Consider the following 24,028-nt stretch of genomic DNA (forward strand, 5'->3'; position numbering starts at 1 on the left):
ATTTTAATAGTTTGTTTCGATAACAGTTACTTTGGCATCTCCCCAAAGACTCTCTATATCGTAATATTCTCTAATTTGTTTCTGGAAAACATGTACCACAACGTTAACATAATCCATAAGTACCCACTCAGCATTGTCTTCACCTTCAATATGCCAAGGTTTGTCTTTAAGTGCTTTACTTACTTTTTTCTGGATTGCGCTAACAATAGCGTTTACTTGTGTGTTTGAAGTCCCTTCGCAAATTACAAAGTAGTCACAAACAGTATTTTCAATTTCTCTTAAATCAAGAATATTTATTTCTTTTCCTTTTACATCCTCAATACCTTCAACTATTGTTGAAATTAGGGCATCTATGTTTGGTTGTTCTTTCGACATTAATTATATTTAAATTTGTGCAAAGTTATTATTTTTAAGTTCTTTATACTCTAAAAAAATCATAAGATTTTATAATACGAAGATAAATATTAAATATGCGTATAATCAAACTTAATGCCACCGATTCTACAAATAGGTTTCTTCGCAATCTAAGTTTAGAAACTCCGGTCAAAGATTTTACTACAGTTGTTACTAACGACCAAACTAAAGGGCGTGGTCAAATGGGGACGTCGTGGCAATCACAACCGTTCCAAAACCTTACCTTTAGTGTGTATAAGCAGTTTGGTGCTGTGCGTTTTGAAGATCAATTTAAGATTAGTATGGTGGTGTCTTTAGCTATTGTAAAAGTATTAGAGCGCTTAAATATTCCTAAATTAAGTATAAAGTGGCCAAACGACATTTTGTCAGCAAATAAGAAAATTTGTGGTGTGTTAATTGAAAATGTCATAAAACAAAACCGTATTGAGTCTTCAATAGTTGGTGTTGGTTTAAATGTCAACCAAATAAAATATGATAATTTACCTCAAGCGAGCTCCTTAAAAAGTATTACTGGTGTACATTATGATTTAGATGAAATACTACAGTTGATACTAAATCAATTAAAAACAGAAATGGCTTTTATTGAAAATGATACGTTTGCAATTCAAGAAACTTACGAAGAGTATTTATTTAGAAAAGAAAAACCTTCAACGTTTGAAAAAGCTGAAGGTTTGTTTTCTGGTATTATAAAAGGTGTTTCTAAAGAAGGTTTATTAAAAGTAATGGTCGAGGACCAAATTCTAGAAACCTTTGATTTAAAAACTATTAAGCTATTGTATTAATTGCTTTAGGCATATTAGTAGCTAAAGTTTCGATAAATTTATTGATAGGTCCTTTAATCATCATAGCCATCATTGCATTAAATTCGCCTTCAAAAGTTAGTTGTACTTCACTTTTGTTAGCTTCAATTTCAGTAATATCTGCAATTAAAGAAAAGTCTAATTTACCTCCCGCAGCGCCAAGTACTATTCTGCTATTAGGTGTCATTTCTTTCTTTTTTAAGACTATTTCTGGCATTCCTTTTAATGCAAACAAAAATTTGTCTTCTCCTAATACTTCAAACTTGCTTATGTTTTCTGGCATTAAGGTTTCAAAGTTTTTTACATCGCTTAAAAAATTAAACGTGTCTTCTGTAGATTTATCTAAGGTTGCTTTTGGGCTTTGTAATTTCATTATATAATGGTCTTTATTTTATTAAAATTGTATTGTACTAAATAATAGTGCAACTATTGTATAGTATCAATTAGCGTTCCAAACACTTGGATTGGCATTCCAAAGACTTAAAGTTTCAATTTCTTTATCAGAAATATAATTACTAGAAGCAGCTTCCGTTAATAGGTTTTCGTAATTACTTAATGTGTGCAGTGTGATGTTTTCAGTTTCAAAGTTTTCTTTTGCGACGTCAAATCCGTAAGAGAAAATAGCAACCATTCCTTTTACATTAACATTAGCCTCCTTTAATGCTTTTACTGCATTAAGGCTGCTTTTTCCTGTGCTTATTAGATCCTCAACGACCACTACATTTTGACCACTTTCTATATGACCTTCTATTTGGTTTTTTCTTCCATGACCTTTTGCTTCAGGACGGACATAAATAAACGGTAAGCCTAAATATTCTGCAACTAACATCCCGATACCTATGGCACCAGTTGCTACACCCGCAATAACATCAGGTTTACCATAATGTTCTTCTATAAATTTACTCATTTCCTCTCTAATATAATTACGTACTGGAGGATAAGATAATACGACGCGATTATCACAGTAAATGGGAGATTTCCAACCAGATGCCCAAGTAAATGGTGCGCTAGGTTGAAGTTTGATCGCATTAATTTGTAATAAAACTTTTGCGGTTTGTCTGGCTGTTTGTTTGTTGAAAATCATATGGCAAAAATACAGTTTTATTTAATTTTACTTAAAATTAATTTTAAAATAAATTGAGAGAAAGTGTCATTGTCATTAAATTTAATATTTTTACCTAAATAATACTAGTCTCCCATATTTATGCAACGCATTTTTGTAAACGACAAACCTATCTATTTAACTACAAAAGTTGAAAAGGAAACTGATTTTAAAAACTTTTTACTTAAAGATGCAGATATAGATTTAGTCCTTAAGACTTTGGCTAAAAAATCTGTTGCTTCCGTACGTTTAATAGGTCATAATGAGGATAAGCTTTTAAAAACATTCAAGAAAAAACTGCCTAATGTTATAGCAGGTGGTGGTAAAGTTTTTAATGATGACGGGGACATATTATTTATATACCGTAATGATAAATGGGATTTGCCAAAAGGTAAAACAGAAAAAAACGAAACTATTGAAGAAACAGCGATTAGAGAAGTTGCTGAGGAAACAGGAGTTTCTGGTCTTAAAATAGTAAAACCACTGCCAATTACTTATCATATATTTAAAAGAAATGGTAAGACGAAACTTAAAATTACATATTGGTATGAAATGCAGTCTTCGTTTTCTGGTAATTTATATCCGCAACTTAATGAGGGTATTACCGAGGTAAAGTGGCTAGGAGAGAAGGATTGGGGTAAAGCTTTGAACAATTCTTACGCCAATATTAAGCTACTATTTTAATCACCAAATTTTTTTAGTTAAAATTCCACCTACTGCTTTTAATCCGTATAATCAAACGCTTTAACTTTTTAAAGACAATATTAAACGGTTTGGCTATTATATTCTTGGAGGAAAACTTTGTTAGTTAGATTTGCAGCTGTAAATGTGAATAATCTAAAACCCTCTAGTATGTATAAAAAAATACACAATCAAACTCTAAATTTTAGGGCGCTATTTATTTTGGTAGCCTTAGCTTTTTCGGTTCAAACTTTTGCTCTTGAAGACACGTATTGTGGTTCAATTGCTGGTTTTGAGTTTTCTAATGGAAGCTCTTCGACAGCCATTTCTAATAATCAATCATATTACATTGGAGACCTTCCAAGTGATTTTTATATTGATTTACAAGTAAATGGATATTCTAACAGTGCTAGATACTATGTTAGAAACCTAGACACTGGACAATGTTACAACATTAACGAAAACTATGCGCCATATACATTTCCAGGAGGAAACGGAGCATGGAACTTAGGTTGTGGTAACTTTGAAGTAAAATCAAAAATTTATAAGTATAGCAGTTGTAGTTCTTACTGTGATAGCGAAACAATCCGTTTTACTATTACATGTTCTAATCCATGTGGAGATATTTCTGGATTAGAATTATCTAATGGAACGGATACTGTAACGGTTGTAGACCACGGGGTTTACGAGTTAGATACTTTACCTAATAATTTTTATGCTGATTTAATAGTAAACGGTCAGTCTGAAAGTGCTAGTCTTAAAGTTGAAAACTTAACTACAGGTCAAGTTTTTAATGTTGGTGAAAACTATTTACCATATACTGCACCAGGAGGAAACGCTGCTTGGAGTTATGGAACGGGTAATTTTAAAATTACAAGTAAAATCTTTGCTACCAATTACTGCCAAGGTGCTGCTTGTGACGAAAACGTAATTTATTTTACAATAAACAACACGATTTGTGGAGAAGTAGATGGATTTGAATTTTCTAACTTTTCTGATGCTGCTGTATCTATAGTAGATGGTGCTAGTTATGATCTTGATAACTTACCTGCAGATTTTAACATCAACTTATTAACGTCAGGAAATGTTGAAAGTGCTTATTTTACTTTAACAAACTTAGAAACAGGAGACGTTTATACTAAAACTGAAAATGCAACACCATATACTTATCCAGGAGCAACAACTGCTTCATGGGCACATGGATGTGGTACTTTTAAAGTATGTTCTAGTATTTATGCTGCTAACAATGCTGGTGGTGCAGAGTGTGATAGCTCTTGTGTTACATTTACAATTAATTGTGAAGAGCCTTGTGGAACTATTAGCGAATTTGCTTTTTCTAATACAACAGATAATGTTACTATAGCACAAGGTGGTGTTTATAATATTGCTGATTTACCTGAATATTTTTATGTTGATGCAATTGTTGACGGAGGATCTGAAAGCGTAAGATTAACTGCTACTAACTTAGATACTAACGAAACACTTGTTATTATTGAAAACGTAGTACCTTATACTTACCCTGCAGGAGGAGTTGCTTGGAGTTTAGGATTAGGAAACTTTCAGATTCAAACTGAATTATTTTCTGCTGATTACAATGGAGGAACGTTATGCGATACACAAACAATTAGCTTTGCTTTAGTAGATGTATTACAATGTGAAGACGTATCAGCTGGTACGGGATCATTATCTACAGGTTTTGCTGTAGTAACACCAGGAGTAACTGTTTCAGTTAGTGTAATAACTAATAACGATGCTGTTTTACCTGTAGGATACCAATTAGGTACAGTGCTTACTAAAGGTGCAGGTTTAACTATTGAAGGTGTTAGTGAGTCAACAACAATGATTTTACCAGTATCAGGTGGAAACTATAAAGTACATACTTTAGCTTACGACCCAACAACGTTTAACTTAAACGATATTGAATTAGGTGATACAACTGCTTTTTATATCTTAGATTTAATTGAAAACAATGAAATCTGTGCAGATTTAGATGCTAATGGAAATCCATTATTAATTGTAACTACAGGTTCTACGGATAGAACTACTGGAGCTACTCAGTTAGCTGAAACTAAAGGAAACGATAACTTAGACGCAGGTCTTAAATTATACCCTAATCCAGTTGTTAATGAGTTACACGTAAATATTAATTTATTACAAGGTGAAGTTTTAACTTACTCTATGATGGACGTAAATGGTAAGCAAGTCTTAGCTGGTCGTTTATCTAGTAACACTAACATGATTCAAACAAATCAATTAGCTGGTGGACTTTACATTTTAAGAATGACTTCTGAAACAAGAAGCTTTACTAAAAAGGTAGTAGTGAGAAAATAATCACTAATTATTTATATAAAAAAACCGTTACAGTGATGTAACGGTTTTTTTTATGCCTTAAATTTAAGTATGCTTTCTTTTAGAACAGTCTTAATAGCATCGGGCATTTTATTGTCGACACTAAAAGATTGGTTTATTTCAATTTCAATTCCAGAGTAATGCTTCGGGAACTGTTTTCTTAAAGTAGTAGTAAATCCATCAGTTTTACCTAAATAAGGATAATTAAAGCGAATACGATAGTTGGGGTTTTTAGCGAGAATACTTTTTTTTAAAGCGACAGCAATTTCTTTTTCGTTAGCTTTTCTTGAATCGAATAGTAAACCGATATCACAATTACGGATGTCTTGGTTTAATTGTGGAGTAAAGGAATGTATGGATAAGTGTAATACGTCATTATTATTTTTAATACGTGCTTGGATATAATCTGTTACTGCACTTCTGTATACGCTATAATGTTTTTTAATAATTTGTTTTTTCTCATTGATAGGAAGCTTTTTAGTAAACTCGGAATATACATTTTTGTGTAATAAAGACCTATTCAACTCTATTAACAAGCGACTAGTTTTGCTATAGTTAGAATAATCAGCTAGTGGTTGTAAGTAATTAAACACATCCAAAGCGCCTAAATCATAACCTCTATGCGTTTCAAGTACGGAAGTGTCTGTGAAAAGTGATTTGTATTCCTTGGGAATAGTATTACCACCATGTTCGCAAGTTATAACTAATTTCATTTTAAACCGTGGGTGTAAATAGCACGTTGTTTTGCAAACATTGGGCTAGTTGATTATAAATGTGAGTTATGTTTTTAACTGAAACATCTTGTTTTAATGCGGTAACAATTCTAGTAGATAATGTACCATGTGTAAGGATAGTCTCTAACGCTTTTTGGTAGTCCTCAGAGATGTTTTCTTTAACTAGACTGTATAGATGTTTCCATATGTCTTTTACCGTGGCAGCGTCGTTTAAATCAAATAGCTCTAAATAGTTTAAGTCAGAGATGTTGTAAAGTTCTCCGTCTTTTATAGTATTATTCAAAATAGCATAAAGATCTTGTTTTAACCATTTTTCTTGCTTTTTAAGTCCTACCGTTTCTCCATTAACTAATAGCTTTAAAACTTCAATTATTAATGCGCAAATGGCAATGTCTGCTTTTGGACATTCTTGTATATCTACTAATCTAATTTCAATAGCATTTCTGTCAAATCTAGCAATGGCACCACGACTATTTAAAAAGTGATGATCTAAGATATTGTTAGTGTCATGCTTTTTAATGGCTTTTTTTATGGGTTCAAAAATAGTTGCGTAGTAATCTGCTTTTGTAAAGACGCGCTCCGGAATAACTAACCCTGTCATTTCTGGAATTTCTTTTTGGTTGGTTTTATAATACTCTAATCTAGTATCTTTAAAACCTGTTACTTTACCATCTAATATTGGAGAGCTGGCACACAATCCTGGTAATAGCGGTAAAATTACCCTAACGGCTGCGTGTAGTTTTTCAAATTCTTTATCATCATAAAAAGGGAGGTTAATGTGTGTGCTTTGGACATTACTCCAGCCATGACCTTTACAGTCAAAAATCCTATTGTACAACTCATACACTTCACTATAACTGTGTTTCCATAATTGTGTGTCTTTTAAAGGATCCATTGTCGGGTGACATGCTGTAGGTAGTAAATTAGCTTGTAGCGGTTTTAGTAACGCATTAATTTCTAATACGTTTTTATGAAATGCTTCCGCTAACGAATTTAAATCTTTAGTTGGTCCATTGGTCTTTAATTCTACCACATGGGCAACCAACTCATTACTCCAAGCAATGGTTCCGTTTTCAATATCAGAAGTTAATTCGCCATTCTTTTTAGTTAGTAATACATCAACAATAGGTGCCACTTTAAAGCTATTAGTGTTAACCAACATGTATTCAAGCTCTATTCCATAGACCTCAAATAAGTGATACTTTTTACCCATAATTATTCCAATCTTGTTTTTAAAGCATTCAATATTTTTGTGTAGACTAGATCACCATAAAATGCGTCTTCTACTCCAAAGTCAATGTTAGGGTTATCATTAATTTCAATAACCATTGGTGTATTGTTTACCACTTTGATGTCAATACCATATAAACCTTTCCCCATCAGTTTAGCCGATTTTATAGCCATAGTAATAACTGTTTTTGGGACGTCTTCTATTGGTAGGCAATCTGCGTCACCATCTTGATCGTTTTTTTTATCGGCATTCCAATTATAGATTTGCCAATGTCCTTTTGCCATATAGTATTTACAGGCATAAAAAGGCACGTCATCTATAATTCCAATGCGCCAATCGTAATCAGATGGGCAAAACTCTTGCGCAATAATTAAGTCTGATTCTTTAAGCATTTCAGAGACTAAAGTATCATATTCGGCTGCTGTTTTTGCTTTTTTTACACCAAACGAAAACGTGCTATCTGGCGCTTTTAACACACATGGTAATCCAACTTGTTCTAAAACTAATGCTCTATTCTCTTTATGTACAATGACTGTTTTTGGCGTTGCAATATGTGCATTGTTTAAGGCTTCTGCCATATATACTTTGTTGCAACATTTTAAAATAGCCTCAGGGTAGTCAATAATAGCAAGTCCTTCTTGTTGTGCTTTTCTAGCAAAAGCATAGGCTTCATTATTAACTTCTGTACTTTGTCTAATAAATAAAGCATCAAAAGACGATAGGCGACTTAAGTCTTTAGGTTCTATGATTTCGGCATAAATATTCATTTTTTCAGCAATATCAATAAACTTTTTTAAGGCTTTGGCGTTGCTTGGAGGCGCGGGATCGTTAGGGTTAACTAAAATCGCTAAATCGAAATCAGAAGTCGCTAATTTAGGTGTGTCGTAACGTTTTTTTGCAAAATATTGATTGGCGAATACGTTGACACTTTCGATATGATCGGCAGGGATTTCGGATTCTGAAATGGCTTTAATACTTTGTATGTTCCATTTGTTGTTATGATGAAACTTAATGCGTAAAAAAGGTACTTGAAAATGTTTATAGAATAAGCTGCTTAGCTCTTTATATTTTTGAGCTACATTTTGTCCAAAATAGATGCTCAATGTAAATTCTCTTGATTTAATACTTTTTAAACTTTGTTGGATAACATCATCAAACTCGTCCGATACAATTTTAACGAGTTTTAATGTTTTTAAATCTACAATGTTTCTAACCGTAGGAATGGCTAAATGACCTCTGGCTTCTGCTAATAAAGACACGTAATACCCTTTAGATTGATAGCTGTAGTCTTTGCAAAGGTTAAATATTCTCGCTTTTTTTAAAAGTGAAAACTTAGGATTGGTAAGATAGTCTTGAGAAGAAATTACCGTAATATTCTCAATCGAAAAATGCCATTTTTCAGGTTGATTGACAACGATGTATTTGTTCATTTTATGCGATGATCGCGATATAAATTATAAGTAAAGTTGTATTATTTTTAAACTGGTTTTACAAAAAGTAAAACCAGTTTAGTTAATTTTTTAATAAATAGTAAAGCCTATTTTTTAGTCAAGCTGAAAATGTCTTTACGTCTGTCTTTTAGGTTTCTAACGCTACCAAATTGGTTTAATTCGCGTAGTAAATCTATGTCTACATCTGCAATTAAAATCATTTCTGTGTTTGCTGTAGCTTCTGCTTTTATACCATTTGCAGGGAACGCAAAATCGCAAGGCGTAAACACCATCGACTGCGCATATTGGATGTCCATGTTGTGTACTTTTGGTAAGTTACCAACGCTACCTGCAATAGCAACATAACATTCGTTTTCTATAGCACGTGCTTGTGCACAATGACGGACTCTAGAATACCCATTTTGTGTATCCGTTAAAAACGGAACAAATAATATGTCCATACCCTCATCAGCTAATAATCTGCTTAACTCCGGGAACTCAGAATCGTAGCAAATTAAAATTCCTATTTTTCCGCAATCGGTATCAAATGCCTGTAGTTTGTTACCACCTTGCATACCCCAAACTTTAGCTTCATCAGGTGTGACGTGTAATTTTTCATAACGTTCTAATGTTCCATCACGTCTACATAAATATCCAACGTTATATAATAGGTCGTCTTTCATTTCTGGAAAACTTCCTGTAATAATATTGATGTTATACGTAATTGCTAATTCCGAAAAGCGTTGTACAATCTCATCCGTATGTTTTGCTAATTCTCTAATAGCTTCAGATACCGGTAAGTGGTTGTTGGTAGCCATTAAAGGCGCGTTAAAAAACTCAGGGAATAACGCAAAGTCAGAACGGTATCCAGATACGGCATCCACAAAATATTCGGCTTGTTGCATTAATTCTTCCAAATCCTTATACAATCGCATTTGCCACTGTATAAGACCTAAACGCACTACTTTTTTCTTGGTAGCTGCTTTTTTAGATGGTTTTTTGTAATAAATATTATCCCATTCTAAAAGCACCGCAAATTCTCCAGAGTCTTTATCCCCTTCTAAGTAGCCTTTTAAAACACGTAGTGGGTGAAAGTCGTTTGATATTTGAAAGTTTAAAACAGAATCATGGATTTCTTTACGCTTCACTTTATCCATGTATTCCTTCGGCGTCATTTTATCTTGGTGATTGTGGTAGTTTGGAATACGACCGCCAAAAACAATACCTCTTAGGTTAAGTTGTTCGCATAATTCTTTTCTATAATCATACAAACGTCTCCCTAAACGTAATCCTCTAAATTTAGGTTTTATAAAAACATCAATACCATAAAGCACATCTCCAGATTTGGTATGTGTGTTAAAAGAGTAATTACCTGTAATATCCTCGTAGGTGTGTTCTTCTTCAATCCTATCGTAATCTACTATTATAGATAATGCACAACCTGCAATTTGATTGTTGATTTTAATAACAACTTGTCCTTCCGGAAACTTGTCTATTAAGGTTTTAATTTGATGTTCTCTCCAATATAAATTAGGCATAGACTTATATGCTTCTTGCATAGCCTCTTTTAACTCTTGATAATCATCTAGAGTTAGATATGCTAATTCTATATTTTCAATGTCTTGTGGGTTCATTTTTATTTACTTGATTTTTATAGTAAATGTAGTATAAAAACAAATTGAAAAAACAACTAAAAAAAATATTTTTTACATTTATTTTTCCACTCTGAAAACAGGATATTGTAAGTGTGATTTCTCGTAATTTGGACTCTGTTTGTGCAACCAGTCTAGTTGTGAGTACCAGTTAGTTGCGAAGTCTTTATCGTACGATTTTTTAAGATTGAAATTTATTTTAAGTTTTGGATTTTGCGCCAATAATAATTCGGCTTTATCTTCCCAAACGTAAGGCGAAAATCCTTCTTTTTGTTGCAAGATTGTATCAAAGAAATTCCAGTTAAAAAATGAATCTGGAGCTTGAGGTTCTAAAGTTTCAATTAGATACCTAAACGCCGTTTGATTGGTTTCAATTAGAAAATCTCCTTTTGTAAAAAGAATGTTTTCCTCTGAGGCTTTTATTGAAGTATTATAATGTTGGTAATGTCCCTCATAAGCTCTTGTTCTAGTTTCAAACGCATCAATTTTATAAGATTGTACCGTTATGGTTGTGTCCTTGGTTAACGTTTTTAGTGCTACATTATTCAACTTTAAAAGTTCAATAACATGCCACCAACCTTGAGGTATAATGTAGGCTTTTGGAACACTAACCTCAACACTAGGTTTGAAGTAGTTCTGATAGGTAACAGGTTTTGTAAAAGGTTTGTTGACGTCGTATTTTAAACGATCGGCTTCGGTAATATTACTTGGTATTCTGTGACCTTCAAAACCTTTAAATTGTAATGTTGTGGTTTTTGTAGTATCAATTTCCCATAGTAATGGGTAAGTTGTTTTAGCCAACAGTTTTTGATTCGCCTCTAGGCGTAGTGTTTTTATTTGCTCATGGTCTTCTTCTATAATTTCTATCATAGATTTCATTAACTCATAAGTCCCTTCTACACGTTGCTTATAGGGTTTGAGCATGTGTGTTTCTACCATCATGCCCAAAGTGTTAAATAATGTTGTGTATCCAGTGGAGTAGCGCGGGCTGTCCATAAATTGGCTAAATCCAGCTTCGGGAACCGTGTTAAAAACATTGACATAAGGTGTGATGTCCCATTTTTTATCAGCTAATTTATGTTCTAAGTTAGGTTGCATCTTGCTGTGTAAATAGTCTCCTAATGCGCCACCTAGTTTGTTGTGTTGTGTAAATAAATGGGTTAGGGTGTATTGGTAATCTGCACCATTACTAACGTGATTATCAATAAAAACATCAGGTTGTACTAAATGAAAAATCTGTGCAAACGTCTTGGCGTTTTTAGTGTCACTTTTTATAAAATCTCTGTTTAGATCATAGTTTCTAGCATTACCTCTAAAGCCATATGCTTTTGGTCCGTTTTGATTGGTTCTTGTGCTTGTGTTTCGGTTTAAGCTTCCACCCACATTATAAATCGGGATTGTAGTTAATACAGTATGTTTTGGGATTGCAATAGTACCATCCGCAATGTCTCTAAATAATAGCATTGTAGCGTCAATACCATCGGATTCTCCAGGATGGATTCCGTTATTAATTAGTAAGATGCGCTTGTCCTTTTTGATGTTTTCAAAATTGAAATTGCCATCAGGGTTTAAAGTTACTATATGTAATGGTTTTCCGGAGTCTGTTTGACCTAAAGAGTCTATAGATATTGAAGGGTAAGTCGATGCTAAATTATTGTAAAAGGTAATAGTCTGTTGGTAAGTCGCTGTTTCTAATCCATTAGATTTTTCAAAAATAGTTTCAAAATCATAGTTAGTCTTAGTGGATGGTTTGCAAGAAACGATTAAAATTAAAAGGACTAATATTTTTTTCATTGGTAGTTTTTTAAAAAGTGGTTACACAAATATAATACTATAGACTTGTGATTGTTGTAATTAAACGTACTTTTGCAGCTTGAAAAATTGAAGATATGACTGAGTTTATTAGAAAGATAATTCCGAATGCAAAAGATGATGTTTTAGCCGGGATAACAGTGTCTCTAGCTATGATTCCAGAGGTGGTGGCGTTTGCGTTTGTAGCGCAAATTGATCCATTAATGGCATTGTCAGGTGCTTTTATTATAGGTTTAATTACAGCTATTTTTGGAGGTAGACCAGGTTTAATATCTGGAGCAGCAGGAGCAGTGGCAGTTATTTTTGTGACTATGATTGCCGATGGACATACCAAAGGAATGTTGATGGATACGCCTATTGAAAATATGGGGTTTTTCTATCTGATGGCCTGTGTGGTTTTAATGGGAGTGATTCAAATATTAGCAGGTGTTTTTAAATTAGGACGTTTTGTGCGTTTGATTCCGCATCCAGTAATGATGGGGTTTGTAAACGGGTTGTCTATTGTAATCTTTATGGCACAAGTAAAAATGTTCTCTCATAAATCATTACAAATTTCTGATGCAGGAGTAAAGGAATACATTAGTACTTATATGCAAGGGTCTGAATTATATATCATGATTGGTTTAGTATTACTAACTATGGGTATTATTTGGGGATTACCTAAAATAACTAAAAAATTGCCCGCAGCATTAACTGCAATATTGGTGACTAGTTTAATAGTTATTGGTTTTAATATGGATGTGTCTACCGTTGGATCTTATATTGTTGAAGGTGGTGGTACAGGTTTAAAAGGCGAATTTCCAACACCTAATATGGAGCTTTGGGAGAAATTACCGTTTAATTTAGATACTTTAAAGTTTATTGCAATACCTGCGTTTTTAGCAGCATCTGTTGGATTAATTGAGTCTTTAATGACTATGAATTTAGTGGACGAGTTAACAGAAACTAGAGGAAATGGAAACAGAGAATGTGTCGCACAAGGTGCCGGGAATATTGTTTCTGGGCTATTTGGTGGTACTGGTGGTTGTGGTATGATTGGTCAAACAGTTATTAATATTAATGCAGGTGGACGTGGAAGACTATCTGGTATCATGATGGCGGTAACATTATTATCGTTTATATTATTTGCTGATCAATTAATAGAAATGGTGCCAATTGCAGCGCTAGTTGGTGTCATGTTTATGATGGTTATTGAAACATTTGCATGGTCAAGTTTTAGAATTTTAAAAAAAATACCTAAGTCTGATGCAGTGGTGCTTATTACAGTGTCTTTAGTAACGGTGTTTGTAGATTTAGCAGTGGCTGTATTTATTGGAGTAATAATTTCAGCATTAGTATTTGCATGGGAAAACGCAACTAAAATTAGAGCAAGAAAACGTATCAAAGCAGATGGAACTAAGATTTACGAAATCTGGGGACCATTATTTTTTGGAAGTATCCAAGCATTTAATGAGAAGTTTGATGCTAAAAACGATCCTGATAAAATTGAAATAGATTTTGTCGAATCTAGAATTAGCGACCATTCTGCTTTAGAAGCTATTTTTAATCTAGTAGAAAAGTATGAGAAAGAAGGTAAGCAAATCCGTTTAAAGCATTTAAGCGAAGATTGTAAAGTATTACTGTATAAATCTAGTCCTAAGTTTAGAGAAGTGGTTGTCGAAGATATAGACGATCCTAGATACCATTTAGCAGCTAATCCTGAGGATTTCCCTAAGCCTTTGTCAGAATATAAGTTTTAGATCTGTTTTGTCTTTAAATAGGCAGAAGGTAGAAGTTAAAAGGAAAAAGGACTCGTTCTTAACTAAAAAAAAGCATCATGATTTAAATCGTGATGCTTTTTTTAGTTTTGCCTAATGCCTAATGCCTAATGCCTAATGCCTAATGCCTAATGCCTAATGCCTAATGCCTAATGCCTAATGCCTAATGCCTAATGCCTAATGCCTAATGCCTAATTATTAGTCCTAACACTATCGGGTACTAACACCGTGTAGTCTCCATTGTTTCTAATAACTTCTCTAACAATAGAAGAAGAGATATAACTTGTTCTTGCAGCAGTTAGCAAAAACACGGTTTCAATTTTAGAAAGTTTACGGTTGGTATGTGCAATTGCTTTTTCGAATTCAAAATCTGCAGGATTACGCAAACCACGTAAAATAAATTGGGCATCTACAACTTTACAAAAATCTATAGTTAAGCCTTTGTAGGTTACAATTTTTACTTTTGGTTCGTCCTTAAAAGTATCTTCTAAAAAGCGTTTTCTTTCTTCTAAAGAAAACATGTATTTTTTTTCAGAGTTAACACCAATAGCAACAATAACTTCGTCAAAAAGTTTGATACCACGTTTAATAATATCGTAATGACCTAGGGTAATCGGATCAAAAGATCCAGGGAAAAGTGCACGTCTCATGTTTTGTTTTTTAGTCTCTATCAACATCGTAGATGGTTCCGTTTGCAAAAAGAGATTTTATCTCAGTTTTTGAGTATCCATCAAATTCTGTATTATAATTTTCAGGTTTGTCTATTTTGTAGGTCTTTGATTTTTTATCAATAGACATGTCATTATAAATTACAAAAATACTGTCGGTTGTAATTTTGTTAATCTTCATTGTGCTATAATATCCTTTTTGTGGTGTTTCTAAAGCGTAAACATCACCTACAGCAGGATCTTCTATGTAGCGTTTTTCGTTTTCGGCATTCTGTTTACCAGAATACACTAAAAAAGCAATAATAACAGCTAAAACAGCTAAGCCACTAAAATACCAAAGTGGATATTTAGCATCTGCTTTTTCTAATTTAAATTTTTCTTTAACCTGATTAGGAAGCTCTTTTAGTTTATACGTCCTTTTACAGCTAGTACATTCTAGTATGTTTTCTTTACCAATCGGAAACATCGGGATCCAATATAAATAGGCATATTTTCCAAAAATGGTATAACGCATACTGCGTCCATCTTCGCAATCCGGACATTTTGTATTGCTTAGAGTGCCTTCTTTTATTTTAGAGGCTTTGCTTCCGTAAAAAATCATGTGTATAGTGGTTTGGTTAGTATTTAAATATATGCTTTTTATTTTAAAGCTTCTTCAATAGCACTGCTAAACAAGTCTTGCATGGATATCCCAGCAGCTTGTGCTTGTTGAGGTAAAATACTAGCAGTTGTTAATCCAGGAATGGTATTCATTTCTAATAAATGTGGTTCGCCATTTTTAAAAATAAACTCACTTCTAGAAAATCCTTTCATTTTTAAAACCTCATAGACCTTTTTTGCAACGGTATTGACCTGTTCTTCTTGTGTTTTTGTTAATCTGGCAGGCGTAATTTCTTGAGATTTGCCTAAATATTTGGCTTCGTAGTCAAAAAAATCGTTCTCGCTTACAATTTCTGTAATCGGTAATACCTTAGTTTCACCTTTATAAGTAATCACTCCAACAGATACTTCTACACCATCTAAAAACGATTCGATTATAATCTCATCATCTTCTTTAAACGCAACGTCAATAGCCTGTTGTAAATCTTCTTTTTTATGCACTTTACTAATACCAAAACTACTACCGGCTTTATTTGCTTTTACAAAACAAGGTAAGTCTACTTTGGCAACAATTTCAGTTTCATTAATAACATCTCCAAGATTAAGGTAATAACTCTCAGCGGTTAAAATTCCGTAAGGTTTTAAAACACTTAAACAGTCTCTTTTGTTAAAGGTTAAACCCGCTTGATACATGTCACAGCTAGTTTGTGGCATATTTATCAAGGCAAAGTAACCTTGCATAAAACCATCTTCTCCAGGACTACCATGTATGGCGTTAAACACACAATCAAACGTTATTTTTGTGTCATTTACAGTAACAGAAAAATCGTTTTTATCAATTGTAAATTCAGTGTCATTAGCATCAACATACACCCATTTGTCTTTAAAAATATGTATGCGATAACCAATGTATTTAGTGTTGTCTAAATTTTGATATACAACGTTTCCGCTGTTAAGAGAGATCTTGTATTCGCTAGAATAACCTCCCATTATTATGGCAATGTTTTTTTTCATTTAAATCTAAATTATATCAGATATCCAATAAAGTAGTATAATATTCGTTTTGTAAAAATATCATTTATTTTATTCCGAAGATAAAACCTTTTAGTTTTTATATATTTGCCTACAAAAATTAGTTAAATGAGTGTGATCAGTTTTCTTAAAAGTAAAGCGTTTTTTATACAATTAGCAATTGCTATAGTTGCTTTGTTTGTAATTGGATTTTTAATCTTAAAATGGTTGGACATTACAACCAATAATGGCGAGTTTCAAACTGTGCCAGATTTAAAAGGAAAATCCATAGAAGTTGCTCAGATAGAGTTAGATGAAAATAATTTGGTAATGCAAATTCAAGATTCTGCTAATTTTAATCCAGATTACCCAAAGTTTTCTGTGATAGATCAAGACCCGAAAGCTAGTGAGCAAGTAAAGGAAAACCGTAAAATATATATCACCTTAAATCCCTCTGGCTACCGTAAAATAGCAGTGCCTGATTTACGCCAAAAGTCGTTTAGGCAAGCTAGACCAATGATAGAAGCCTTAGGTTTTCAAGTTGGAAAAACAACCTACATAGATAATATTGGTAAAGACATGGTCTTAGGACTACGTTATAATGGCAGTGTTTTAGAGCCTAATACAAAATTACCAAAAACATCAAAAATTGATGTGGTTTTAGGTAACGGTAATCGTCCAGGAGGTAACTAATTATGAACGACTATACACCAGAATTACCAGAAGAAGAAGGAACGTTGTACGAGCACCACACGTTTGTTGCAGATAAAGGTCAAAAACCATTACGAATAGACAAATGGTTGATGAACAAAATCGAAAACGCAACACGTAACAAAATACAAGATGCTGCCAAAAATGGAAGCATATTTGTTAATGAGGTGCCTGTAAAATCAAACTACAAGGTCAAGCCGGACGATGCTATTGCAGTACGTTTAGCCTATCCACCGCACGAGAATCTTCTAGTAGGAGAAGATCTACCATTAGATGTTGTTTATGAAGACGACCAATTATTGGTAGTCAATAAACCAGCAGGTATGGTTGTGCATCCAGGACACGGTAATTACTCTGGGACGTTAATCAACGCATTAATATTCCATTTTGATAACCTACCAAACAACTCTAGTGACCGTCCAGGATTAGTCCACAGGATTGACAAAGACACCTCAGGATTGTTAGTGGTAGCAAAAACAGAAGTTGCTATGGCACATCTGTCTGCGCAATTTAAAGCCAAAACTAGCGAGCGCGAATACGTAGCCATAGTTTGGGGTAATATGGACGAGGAAGAAGGGACCATAGAAGGTAACATTGGACGACACCCAAAAAATAGATTACAAAACACCGTGTTTTTTGACGACGAAGCAGACAAAGGTAAACCCGCAGTAACACACTATAAAGTTATAGAGCGTTTAGGATATGTAACCTTAGTAACTTGCAAGTTAGAAACCGGACGTACACACCAGATCCGTGTGCACATGAAACATATTGGACATACTTTATTTAATGACGAGCGTTACGGCGGAAACCTAATCTTAAAAGGGACCACGTTTACAAAATACAAGCAATTTGTAGACAACTGCTTTAAAGTATTACCACGTCAAGCCCTACATGCAAAAACATTAGGATTTGTACACCCTACAACAAATAAGTTTATGAGCTTTGAGTCTCCAATCCCAGAAGATATAGCAAACTGTATCGAAAAGTGGAGAGGTTACTCAAAACACATGGAATAATAACTAGTCTAAGATATTTTGGACGTTACCCTTATCCTGAAAAAAAAATCAGGATAAGGGTCGCGCTATCCGTTATATCTTTTTTTGCCATTTATGGCAGCAAAAAAAGGATGCCACTACTATCCCTAACGCAACACGGTACATCATAGTAAAATCAAATTTTAGTATTGTAAATTACTATAGATTCAGCTTTTATAACCAAAGTGTAATTCGTAATTTCGTGATAAGTAAAACAATAAGTTATGGTATGTATTAACGTACTATATACAAAGCAGTAACATTGCAAAACAATGGGACTCCAATAGTAAATTAAACACATCATGAAACTAGTTATATCTCCAGCAAAATCCCTTGATTTTGAATCTAAATTACCAACAACAAAAACAACTCAGTCTTTGTTTTTAGCGCAATCTAAAAAACTAAATACGGTATTAAAAAAGCAAACGCCGCAAGACCTATCAAAATTGATGAGTATTAGCGACAAGTTAGCACAGCTTAATTACGACCGTAATCAAGACTGGACCATACCATTTACTAAAGACAACGCCAGACCTGCCATCTACGCGTTTAACGGAGATGTCTATAAAGGACTAGATGCCTACAATATCCCAGAGGATAAATTAGCGTTAACCCAAAACACAGTTAGGATTTTATCAGGACTTTACGGGGTGTTAAAACCATTGGATTTAATACAACCGTACCGTTTAGAAATGGGAACAAAGTTACCCGTAGGAAGCAATAAAAATTTATACGAGTTTTGGAAAAAAGACATCGTAGCAGCTTTAAACGAAGAGCTTGAGGATGACGAGCTGTTTTTAAACCTAGCGTCAAACGAGTATTTTAAGGCTATAGACACCAAAGCACTAAAAGTACCGGTTGTAACCGCTAACTTTAAAGAGTTTAAAAATGGTAAGCTAAAAATAATATCGTTTTATGCTAAAGAAGCACGTGGTTTAATGGCTAAATTTGTTATTGATACCAATGCAAAAACTGTAGACGATTTAAAACAATTTAACTATAATAACTATCAATTTGATGGAAACCTCTCAACCCAAAAAGACTTGGTCTTTACAAGATAACAAACGTACCAAAGACCAACGTAATTTATTTAAGGCTACCGGAAAAACAAAAAAGAACAAAAACATCATGTATTTGTTCTCTGTAATTGGTGTGCTATTAGCAGTTAGCTTTTTATTGCCAATGCTGTACGATCAAGAGGTTACTGTATGTATTACAGACACCTTTTGTCTTAACTCTGCACACCATGTTATTTTATATCCACTTTACATATTTTGCACCATAGTAATATTGCTATTAGCCATTTATGGTGCTTATGTCATAGGAAAAAAAATAGGGGATAGGTTTAAGGTTTAACCGTACCCTTTTTGTCTAAACTAATTTTAGTTTCTGGTCTCACACGTTTTTTAATACGTGGGCGTCTAACACCAAAAGTACCGCGATTAATTTTTCCTCGTTTTGATTTTCTATCTCCTTTACCCATAGTTTGTTTTTGTTTTAATTGGCACGCTAGTGCAAATAATTAGTTTTAAATACTGATTTTAAGATACAAAAAGGACTATTTTTAGCCAAAGTAATACTCCTAAAGTTGTTATAAAGTTTGCTGGACTAACGGACTTTAATAGCTAAAAACTATGTTTAAACACAAACATCCATACCAACCCTTTATAAAAAAGGACACTACAAAATTAATTGTAGGTACCTTACCGCCACCGCGTTTTACAACAGGACAGTTACTAGAAAAAGATGTGGACTTTTGCTACGGTAGTTATTATAATAGCTTGTGGTTGTTTATTGATAAAATACATGATTTAGGATTGCGTTTTGATAACTCTCAAGAAGCAATAGACCAAAGAAAAGCCTTTTTAATACAACAAAAAATAGGGGTTTGTGATATTGTGGATAGTGCAGAACGCGAAAAAATTGATGCGTCAGATCTAGGAATGACCAATATTAAACTAAGAGACCTAATTGGCTATTTGCATAAATATCCCGCAGTAGAGACCTTGTTGTTTACAGGTGGAAACAGTAAAAACGGTCCAGAATATTTTTTTAGAAGACACATCAAAGACTACAATCTAAAATTAGAATTAGTCTCAAAAATAACACCCAAAATACATCAGTTTGTATTACCAAGTCCCGAAACTACAGCAACTCAACCAATCTTACTCAAACCAAGATTAATTAAAACCGTATCCTTGACCTCAGGGTCTGGAGCAGCCAATATAGCTATAGGTAGTAATCCATTATACAAACAATTAAAAGCAGCTAACCCTAAATTTAATACTTTTGATTTTAGAGTCATGCAGTATCGAGAGTTTTTTTAGGGTGTGTTTAAAAGCTTTAAATGGTGTAAATGGGATTATGTAGTGCGTTTTAGAGTAATACTGTTATAGGGCTTTTTAATTGTATAATTTAGGTTCCGTTATGCCTCTGTCTAACATGGCTTGTTTATTCATTTCAAAATGATTTATAGTCATGCTATTAAAATAGTCGCGGTAAGGAGGAAGGTTATAGTCTTTTCTTAATTGCTCAATATTAATCGTGTCCATTAAACCAATTTTAGGAAAATTCATTTTTTTAATGTGCCCTAACGTTAATGTATAACTTAAGTTTGATTTTTGATTAAAGGTATTAAATTTAAGTATATAATCGGACGTTACAAACACGCAACGACCTTTGATTAAGCACTAAACCGCAATTATTTTTATACGGTGTTGTAAAACGTTTTTATTCCGCTTATAAATTATTTTTCGTTCACTTTGATTGATTCAATCTTTAATTTTTTCTTTGTCAACTTAATTTTTCGGTTGGTAAAAAAGCGAATAATTAAAAAAATGAATATAAATCCACAAGCTGTAATTCCGAGACCAATTTTATCATTCAATTCAGTTTCAGTAACTGCTTTTATTGGAATAATTATAATTCCTAACAGTAAACCTGTGAGGAAAATATTCAGAACTATGGATGGTCGAATTCTTATATTTTTCAAATTACTGTTTTCCAACTCAAATCTTATAGAAATCAGTTTTGGGTTTGCAAAATCATCCCAACCTAAATCAGGTACGAATGAACCATTTATATTAAATCCATTGTCATAAAATTCAAAGTTCTTTAAACTGTTCAAATGTTTCTCTAAATCAGTTTTAGATAAAGAACTGTTGATTTCGTAATTTTTCTCAAGTTTAAATATGTCCTTCAAGGTTTTTGTCAAATGTTTTACAACGGTTTGTATATGAAACGTAGCGTGTAAACAGACACTATCGTTTCGGATTATACACTAGCTGAATTTTTAATTTTTTCTTTTTCTTTTTATTTTACTAAAAGCCAAATTTAAAAATTTGGCGGACTCGCAAATATACCTTGACTTCTATTAATAAAATATCTAGCTATGAGTTATATACGTTGTTGTGTACAGTTGTTTTTCTATCCACATTTTTGCTACTAAATTGCCTATTCCATAACTAACAAGTTCGGCATCTGGACATTCAACTGTTCCGTGTCCTGTATCCAAAAATTTGAAAGATACAGTATGTGTCAATTCGTGGGCAATTGTATTTACTAATTCAGATTTGGTTTCAATATTATTTGAAAACCAAGTATTTATTCTTTTAGGCTTAATGGCTATTCTGTTTTTTGTATGGTCAGTTTGAGACTTTTGAGCTTGAGCAATAGCTCTCCAAGGTTTTCTTGGATTTATAGATAAATTTACATAACCTTTATTTAAAATTTTAAATACACTTTTTCCATCTAAAATATCTTTATTACCATTTTCTATTTTACAACTTATGAGCCAGTCCTTAGATTCAACTTTTTTTCTGAATTCTTCACTCTTTAATATACTAAAAACTTCTTTTGTTGCCTCCTCAATTGCTTTCCTTTGATTTTCATTTTTTAGATTTTGCATCCCTATTTTAATTGGAACGTTTTCTATGGACATGTAGTCACTATCTTCAGGTTTGTCATAGCCAATCCAAGCAATAGACATACAACTGTTAAGTGCAATAGAAATTACACTTAACAGTAGAGCTTTTTTCATAATAGTTGTTTTATTCTTCATCATAGTCATCATATTCTGCTTCTCCAAAGAAGATTAAATTATCGTCATTTTTAGCTTACTCTGGTGTTATTAAATCAATTGACCTTATTGATTTTTTACACCTTTTGTTGTTCCGCAACTAAATAGTAGAATAGCAATTAATATTAAATATAGATTTTTCATATTAAGTATATTTTATTGTTCTGTTTTACCACTTGTATTATTAGAATCATTAGAATTAAAACTAACATTTATTCCAAATCCGAGCCAAGGTTTTTTATTATGAATCCATTTCAATTTTTCTTGGTCAGAGCCTTCAAGAAAATCCCATCCATAGAAAAGTCCAAAATTCACATTCTTGGCTAAATGGATAGCTATTCCAAATGATGTTGTTAAAGCACTTTGAGATAAAGTGTTTAAATCAGGATTTACTGTTTTTATATCACTATTGTCTTCAGTTAAATTAACCTTTGTTAAGCTAATTCCAAAAGATATTTCTGCATAGCCTAAATCTCCATATCTACTAAAATTAACTCCTTTGGCAATATTCGCACCAAGAGATAAATTAGATTCAAATTCAAAATTTTCGTTTTTAGACCTAATTCTAATAGGAACTGTATAAGCTCCCACTTTCCATTCTCTAAATCTTGATAAATATTTGTTTGTGTAAAAGCTAAAATCTTCGATAGACATTTTTAAGGTTTCATTATCCTCATTATATATTTTTTTTAATTTGTCATCTGTAAAAGTTAAATAACGAAATGAAACAGTTTTAGAATCGTAATTAACAATTTGTAAAATATGTTTTCTCTTAATTTCTAAATTTCCATTAAGGTTAGTAGTTATTCTCTCATCAGAATCCGTTGTGTTAAGTGATTTTGTAAAATAATATTGTCCGTTTTCAACTAAATAGTTTTTTTCTTGAGAAAATGAAATTAACGGAAGTAGAATGAATAGTTTTAGTAGTTTTTTCATTTGGTTGGTTTTAATGGTTGGTAACTCGTATTAAGTTGACTAAAGCTATTGATATCAAATAAATTGTGACGTGATATACTTACTGTTAGCCCTAAAATTGGTGATGCTAAGCTACACAAACCAAGCTCTATTTCCTATACGTAGAACTACGTAATTTGTATAAAGCAACTATTTCTCAAATGTAAAGGATGTGTTTGAGGTAATTTTACGGTAATCCTCAATTTGCTAAAAAAGTTTTAAAAAACTTATAATTGTGGTTAACAAATAAATCACGGATAGAAATTCCGCTAGGACTTTGGTAAATAGGCGAGAAGCCAGCAATTAATTTTATACGGTGTTAGCTACTGCTTTTTATTCCATTCGTCAATAGTCATAATTTCAGTCAGTTCAAGAGTTTCCTTTTTTCCGTCTGAATATTCCTTTTCCATTTTCGCTAAACCAATTCCTTTCACATAATAACTGTATTGAGTGTATTCAAATTTTTCTGTTGAATTCATAACTACAGTTTTATAATTTTCTTTTAGTTTAATTGCTTCGTGTTCTTTTCCGAGAATACTGATTTTAGATTTTCCAACATATTCTCTTTCTTTTGAAAATATCGTTTTATACTTTCCATCATAATCAGTTTCTGCGGAATATTTATAAGGTTCTTTTTTATTCCATCTGAAAACATCAACATCTTTCGGAATGTTATAAACTGGAAGTAAAAGACCTTTTTGGTTTTTAAGATAACTTGTAAATTCAATGACTTCAGTTCCTTTATCAGTAATTTTTTCTTTAAACAACTCATATTGTCTGAAGTCACTTTCGTATGCTTCTGTAGTCAGGATTTGATTTTTTAAATCCGAAGTTAGTTTCCAATATTGGGTTTTGCTTGGTTCAGATTTACATTCGTATTTATAGACTTTTCCACTAGTCAATTCAGACATTGGGAAATAATATTCCTTTACTGAACATCCTGCGAAAGTCAGAATTATTATAAATATCGAAACTTGTTTTACGTATTTCATTTTTCAGGTTTTAGC

26 protein-coding genes are annotated in these 24,028 nt (G+C 32.8%); 9 read left to right on the forward strand and 17 right to left on the reverse strand.

Features of this window, described 5'->3' with window-relative positions:
* Positions 1-3: 3 nt before the first annotated feature.
* Positions 4-375 (reverse strand): ribosome silencing factor, encoded by a 372-nt coding sequence (gene rsfS, locus CXF54_RS12180; RefSeq protein ID WP_090841523.1) that lies wholly within the window; start codon positions 373-375, stop codon positions 4-6.
* Between the two features lie 95 nt (positions 376-470).
* Here rsfS and CXF54_RS12185 point away from each other — a divergent pair, with 95 nt between their 5' ends.
* Positions 471-1,196, forward strand: coding sequence for a biotin--[acetyl-CoA-carboxylase] ligase (locus tag CXF54_RS12185; protein ID WP_101203767.1), 726 nt, complete (start codon positions 471-473; stop codon positions 1,194-1,196).
* On the opposite strand, the gene CXF54_RS12190 is transcribed toward CXF54_RS12185, so the two are convergent.
* The gene (locus CXF54_RS12190) at positions 1,180-1,587 is read right to left on the reverse strand and encodes an orotate phosphoribosyltransferase (RefSeq protein ID WP_090841520.1); all 408 of its coding nucleotides are present in this window, start codon (positions 1,585-1,587) and stop codon (positions 1,180-1,182) included. The two genes, CXF54_RS12185 and CXF54_RS12190, sit on opposite strands and share 17 nt — an antisense overlap.
* Before the next feature lie 66 nt (positions 1,588-1,653).
* Positions 1,654-2,298 (reverse strand): orotate phosphoribosyltransferase, encoded by a 645-nt coding sequence (gene pyrE, locus CXF54_RS12195; protein ID WP_101203768.1) that lies wholly within the window; start codon positions 2,296-2,298, stop codon positions 1,654-1,656.
* A 120-nt stretch (positions 2,299-2,418) separates the two neighbouring features.
* Between pyrE and CXF54_RS12200 the strand changes: the two genes are divergently transcribed.
* Together CXF54_RS12200 and CXF54_RS12205 are read left to right on the forward strand one after the other, a co-directional pair.
* A complete protein-coding gene (locus CXF54_RS12200) occupies positions 2,419-3,000 on the forward strand; it encodes an NUDIX hydrolase (RefSeq protein ID WP_101203769.1) in 582 nt (193 codons plus the stop codon).
* Between the two features lie 168 nt (positions 3,001-3,168).
* On the forward strand, positions 3,169-5,328 hold the full coding sequence (locus tag CXF54_RS12205) for a T9SS type A sorting domain-containing protein (RefSeq protein ID WP_101203770.1): 2,160 nt from the start codon (positions 3,169-3,171) through the stop codon (positions 5,326-5,328).
* A 50-nt stretch (positions 5,329-5,378) separates the two neighbouring features.
* Here the strand turns inward: CXF54_RS12205 and CXF54_RS12210 are convergent, their stop codons facing one another.
* The 5 genes from CXF54_RS12210 to CXF54_RS12230 all read right to left on the reverse strand — a co-directional run bounded on the left by CXF54_RS12210 (position 5,379) and on the right by CXF54_RS12230 (position 12,187).
* The gene (locus CXF54_RS12210) at positions 5,379-6,059 is read right to left on the reverse strand and encodes an N-formylglutamate amidohydrolase (RefSeq protein ID WP_101203771.1); all 681 of its coding nucleotides are present in this window, start codon (positions 6,057-6,059) and stop codon (positions 5,379-5,381) included.
* Position 6,060: 1 nt separating this feature from the next.
* The gene (locus CXF54_RS12215) at positions 6,061-7,293 is read right to left on the reverse strand and encodes a glutamate-cysteine ligase family protein (RefSeq protein WP_101203772.1); all 1,233 of its coding nucleotides are present in this window, start codon (positions 7,291-7,293) and stop codon (positions 6,061-6,063) included.
* A gap of 2 nt (positions 7,294-7,295) precedes the next feature.
* The gene (locus tag CXF54_RS12220; RefSeq protein ID WP_101020624.1) at positions 7,296-8,741 is read right to left on the reverse strand and encodes a RimK family protein; all 1,446 of its coding nucleotides are present in this window, start codon (positions 8,739-8,741) and stop codon (positions 7,296-7,298) included.
* A gap of 107 nt (positions 8,742-8,848) precedes the next feature.
* Positions 8,849-10,375: a carbon-nitrogen hydrolase family protein gene (locus CXF54_RS12225; protein ID WP_101203773.1), complete on the reverse strand. Its 1,527-nt coding sequence runs from the start codon at positions 10,373-10,375 to the stop codon at positions 8,849-8,851.
* A gap of 78 nt (positions 10,376-10,453) precedes the next feature.
* Complete coding sequence (locus tag CXF54_RS12230) at positions 10,454-12,187, reverse strand: M14 family metallopeptidase (RefSeq protein WP_101203774.1); 1,734 nt, start codon at positions 12,185-12,187, stop codon at positions 10,454-10,456.
* Positions 12,188-12,282: 95 nt separating this feature from the next.
* Between CXF54_RS12230 and CXF54_RS12235 the strand changes: the two genes are divergently transcribed.
* Positions 12,283-13,944 carry a SulP family inorganic anion transporter gene (locus tag CXF54_RS12235; RefSeq protein WP_101203775.1) on the forward strand — a complete coding sequence of 554 codons (1,662 nt, stop codon included), beginning with the start codon at positions 12,283-12,285 and terminating at the stop codon, positions 13,942-13,944.
* Between the two features lie 209 nt (positions 13,945-14,153).
* Here the strand turns inward: CXF54_RS12235 and coaD are convergent, their stop codons facing one another.
* The 3 genes from coaD to CXF54_RS12250 are packed head-to-tail and all read right to left on the reverse strand — an operon-like array spanning position 14,154 to position 16,244.
* A complete protein-coding gene (gene coaD, locus CXF54_RS12240) occupies positions 14,154-14,612 on the reverse strand; it encodes a pantetheine-phosphate adenylyltransferase (protein ID WP_101203787.1) in 459 nt (152 codons plus the stop codon).
* Between the two features lie 10 nt (positions 14,613-14,622).
* Entirely contained in the window at positions 14,623-15,231 is a 609-nt protein-coding gene (locus tag CXF54_RS12245; protein WP_101203776.1) for a hypothetical protein, read from the reverse strand.
* A gap of 38 nt (positions 15,232-15,269) precedes the next feature.
* A complete protein-coding gene (locus CXF54_RS12250; protein WP_101203777.1) occupies positions 15,270-16,244 on the reverse strand; it encodes a D-alanine--D-alanine ligase in 975 nt (324 codons plus the stop codon).
* Between the two features lie 126 nt (positions 16,245-16,370).
* On the opposite strand from CXF54_RS12250, the gene CXF54_RS12255 reads away from it, so the two are divergent.
* The 4 genes from CXF54_RS12255 (at position 16,371) to CXF54_RS12270 (ending at position 19,345) form a co-directional block, all read left to right on the forward strand.
* A complete protein-coding gene (locus tag CXF54_RS12255; protein WP_090841495.1) occupies positions 16,371-16,934 on the forward strand; it encodes a PASTA domain-containing protein in 564 nt (187 codons plus the stop codon).
* A 2-nt stretch (positions 16,935-16,936) separates the two neighbouring features.
* Positions 16,937-17,971 carry an RluA family pseudouridine synthase gene (locus CXF54_RS12260; RefSeq protein ID WP_101203778.1) on the forward strand — a complete coding sequence of 345 codons (1,035 nt, stop codon included), beginning with the start codon at positions 16,937-16,939 and terminating at the stop codon, positions 17,969-17,971.
* Positions 17,972-18,291: 320 nt separating this feature from the next.
* Positions 18,292-19,050, forward strand: a complete 759-nt coding sequence (gene yaaA / locus CXF54_RS12265) for a peroxide stress protein YaaA (RefSeq protein ID WP_101203779.1) — start codon at positions 18,292-18,294, stop codon at positions 19,048-19,050.
* Positions 19,007-19,345, forward strand: coding sequence for a hypothetical protein (locus CXF54_RS12270; RefSeq protein ID WP_101203780.1), 339 nt, complete (start codon positions 19,007-19,009; stop codon positions 19,343-19,345). Before yaaA ends, CXF54_RS12270 begins: the two co-directional genes overlap by 44 nt.
* Here the strand turns inward: CXF54_RS12270 and CXF54_RS12275 are convergent.
* Positions 19,335-19,472: a 30S ribosomal protein THX gene (locus CXF54_RS12275; protein ID WP_090841487.1), complete on the reverse strand. Its 138-nt coding sequence runs from the start codon at positions 19,470-19,472 to the stop codon at positions 19,335-19,337. The genes CXF54_RS12270 and CXF54_RS12275 overlap by 11 nt on opposite strands.
* Positions 19,473-19,623: 151 nt before the next feature.
* On the opposite strand from CXF54_RS12275, the gene CXF54_RS12280 reads away from it, so the two are divergent.
* Positions 19,624-20,316 carry a uracil-DNA glycosylase family protein gene (locus CXF54_RS12280; protein WP_101203781.1) on the forward strand — a complete coding sequence of 231 codons (693 nt, stop codon included), beginning with the start codon at positions 19,624-19,626 and terminating at the stop codon, positions 20,314-20,316.
* 75 nt (positions 20,317-20,391) lie between these two features.
* On the opposite strand, the gene CXF54_RS12285 is transcribed toward CXF54_RS12280, so the two are convergent.
* The 5 genes from CXF54_RS12285 to CXF54_RS12305 all read right to left on the reverse strand — a co-directional run bounded on the left by CXF54_RS12285 (position 20,392) and on the right by CXF54_RS12305 (position 24,013).
* A complete protein-coding gene (locus tag CXF54_RS12285) occupies positions 20,392-20,565 on the reverse strand; it encodes a hypothetical protein (protein WP_157823445.1) in 174 nt (57 codons plus the stop codon).
* 170 nt (positions 20,566-20,735) lie between these two features.
* Positions 20,736-21,191 carry a hypothetical protein gene (locus CXF54_RS12290; RefSeq protein WP_101203783.1) on the reverse strand — a complete coding sequence of 152 codons (456 nt, stop codon included), beginning with the start codon at positions 21,189-21,191 and terminating at the stop codon, positions 20,736-20,738.
* A gap of 183 nt (positions 21,192-21,374) precedes the next feature.
* Positions 21,375-22,028, reverse strand: a complete 654-nt coding sequence (locus CXF54_RS12295) for a hypothetical protein (protein WP_157823446.1) — start codon at positions 22,026-22,028, stop codon at positions 21,375-21,377.
* Positions 22,029-22,223: 195 nt separating this feature from the next.
* Positions 22,224-23,003: a hypothetical protein gene (locus CXF54_RS12300; protein ID WP_101203785.1), complete on the reverse strand. Its 780-nt coding sequence runs from the start codon at positions 23,001-23,003 to the stop codon at positions 22,224-22,226.
* 341 nt (positions 23,004-23,344) lie between these two features.
* Positions 23,345-24,013: a hypothetical protein gene (locus CXF54_RS12305; protein ID WP_101203786.1), complete on the reverse strand. Its 669-nt coding sequence runs from the start codon at positions 24,011-24,013 to the stop codon at positions 23,345-23,347.
* Positions 24,014-24,028 lie beyond the last annotated feature (15 nt).

Origin of the sequence: Olleya sp. 1-3, from assembly GCF_002836085.1 — a bacterium.
Taxonomy (GTDB): Bacteria; Bacteroidota; Bacteroidia; order Flavobacteriales; family Flavobacteriaceae; genus Olleya; species Olleya namhaensis.

What these genes read in the sequence shown, in the direction of transcription:
- CXF54_RS12200 (WP_101203769.1), top strand. Translation starts at nt 2,419, where the DNA reads ATGCAACGCATTTTTGTAAACGACAAACCTATCTATTTAACTACAAAA.
- CXF54_RS12260 (WP_101203778.1), top strand. Translation starts at nt 16,937, where the DNA reads ATGAACGACTATACACCAGAATTACCAGAAGAAGAAGGAACGTTGTAC.
- CXF54_RS12300 (WP_101203785.1), bottom strand. Translation starts at nt 23,003, where the DNA reads ATGAAAAAACTACTAAAACTATTCATTCTACTTCCGTTAATTTCATTT.
- CXF54_RS12205 (WP_101203770.1), top strand. Translation starts at nt 3,169, where the DNA reads ATGTATAAAAAAATACACAATCAAACTCTAAATTTTAGGGCGCTATTT.
- rsfS (WP_090841523.1), bottom strand. Translation starts at nt 375, where the DNA reads ATGTCGAAAGAACAACCAAACATAGATGCCCTAATTTCAACAATAGTT.
- CXF54_RS12185 (WP_101203767.1), top strand. Translation starts at nt 471, where the DNA reads ATGCGTATAATCAAACTTAATGCCACCGATTCTACAAATAGGTTTCTT.
- CXF54_RS12220 (WP_101020624.1), bottom strand. Translation starts at nt 8,741, where the DNA reads ATGAACAAATACATCGTTGTCAATCAACCTGAAAAATGGCATTTTTCG.
- CXF54_RS12285 (WP_157823445.1), bottom strand. Translation starts at nt 20,565, where the DNA reads ATGAATTTTCCTAAAATTGGTTTAATGGACACGATTAATATTGAGCAA.
- CXF54_RS12235 (WP_101203775.1), top strand. Translation starts at nt 12,283, where the DNA reads ATGACTGAGTTTATTAGAAAGATAATTCCGAATGCAAAAGATGATGTT.
- CXF54_RS12245 (WP_101203776.1), bottom strand. Translation starts at nt 15,231, where the DNA reads ATGATTTTTTACGGAAGCAAAGCCTCTAAAATAAAAGAAGGCACTCTA.
- CXF54_RS12270 (WP_101203780.1), top strand. Translation starts at nt 19,007, where the DNA reads ATGGAAACCTCTCAACCCAAAAAGACTTGGTCTTTACAAGATAACAAA.
- coaD (WP_101203787.1), bottom strand. Translation starts at nt 14,612, where the DNA reads ATGAGACGTGCACTTTTCCCTGGATCTTTTGATCCGATTACCCTAGGT.
- yaaA (WP_101203779.1), top strand. Translation starts at nt 18,292, where the DNA reads ATGAAACTAGTTATATCTCCAGCAAAATCCCTTGATTTTGAATCTAAA.
- CXF54_RS12305 (WP_101203786.1), bottom strand. Translation starts at nt 24,013, where the DNA reads ATGAAATACGTAAAACAAGTTTCGATATTTATAATAATTCTGACTTTC.
- CXF54_RS12280 (WP_101203781.1), top strand. Translation starts at nt 19,624, where the DNA reads ATGTTTAAACACAAACATCCATACCAACCCTTTATAAAAAAGGACACT.
- CXF54_RS12295 (WP_157823446.1), bottom strand. Translation starts at nt 22,028, where the DNA reads ATGAAAAAAGCTCTACTGTTAAGTGTAATTTCTATTGCACTTAACAGT.
- CXF54_RS12215 (WP_101203772.1), bottom strand. Translation starts at nt 7,293, where the DNA reads ATGGGTAAAAAGTATCACTTATTTGAGGTCTATGGAATAGAGCTTGAA.
- CXF54_RS12190 (WP_090841520.1), bottom strand. Translation starts at nt 1,587, where the DNA reads ATGAAATTACAAAGCCCAAAAGCAACCTTAGATAAATCTACAGAAGAC.
- CXF54_RS12225 (WP_101203773.1), bottom strand. Translation starts at nt 10,375, where the DNA reads ATGAACCCACAAGACATTGAAAATATAGAATTAGCATATCTAACTCTA.
- CXF54_RS12250 (WP_101203777.1), bottom strand. Translation starts at nt 16,244, where the DNA reads ATGAAAAAAAACATTGCCATAATAATGGGAGGTTATTCTAGCGAATAC.
- CXF54_RS12275 (WP_090841487.1), bottom strand. Translation starts at nt 19,472, where the DNA reads ATGGGTAAAGGAGATAGAAAATCAAAACGAGGAAAAATTAATCGCGGT.
- pyrE (WP_101203768.1), bottom strand. Translation starts at nt 2,298, where the DNA reads ATGATTTTCAACAAACAAACAGCCAGACAAACCGCAAAAGTTTTATTA.
- CXF54_RS12255 (WP_090841495.1), top strand. Translation starts at nt 16,371, where the DNA reads ATGAGTGTGATCAGTTTTCTTAAAAGTAAAGCGTTTTTTATACAATTA.
- CXF54_RS12230 (WP_101203774.1), bottom strand. Translation starts at nt 12,187, where the DNA reads ATGAAAAAAATATTAGTCCTTTTAATTTTAATCGTTTCTTGCAAACCA.
- CXF54_RS12210 (WP_101203771.1), bottom strand. Translation starts at nt 6,059, where the DNA reads ATGAAATTAGTTATAACTTGCGAACATGGTGGTAATACTATTCCCAAG.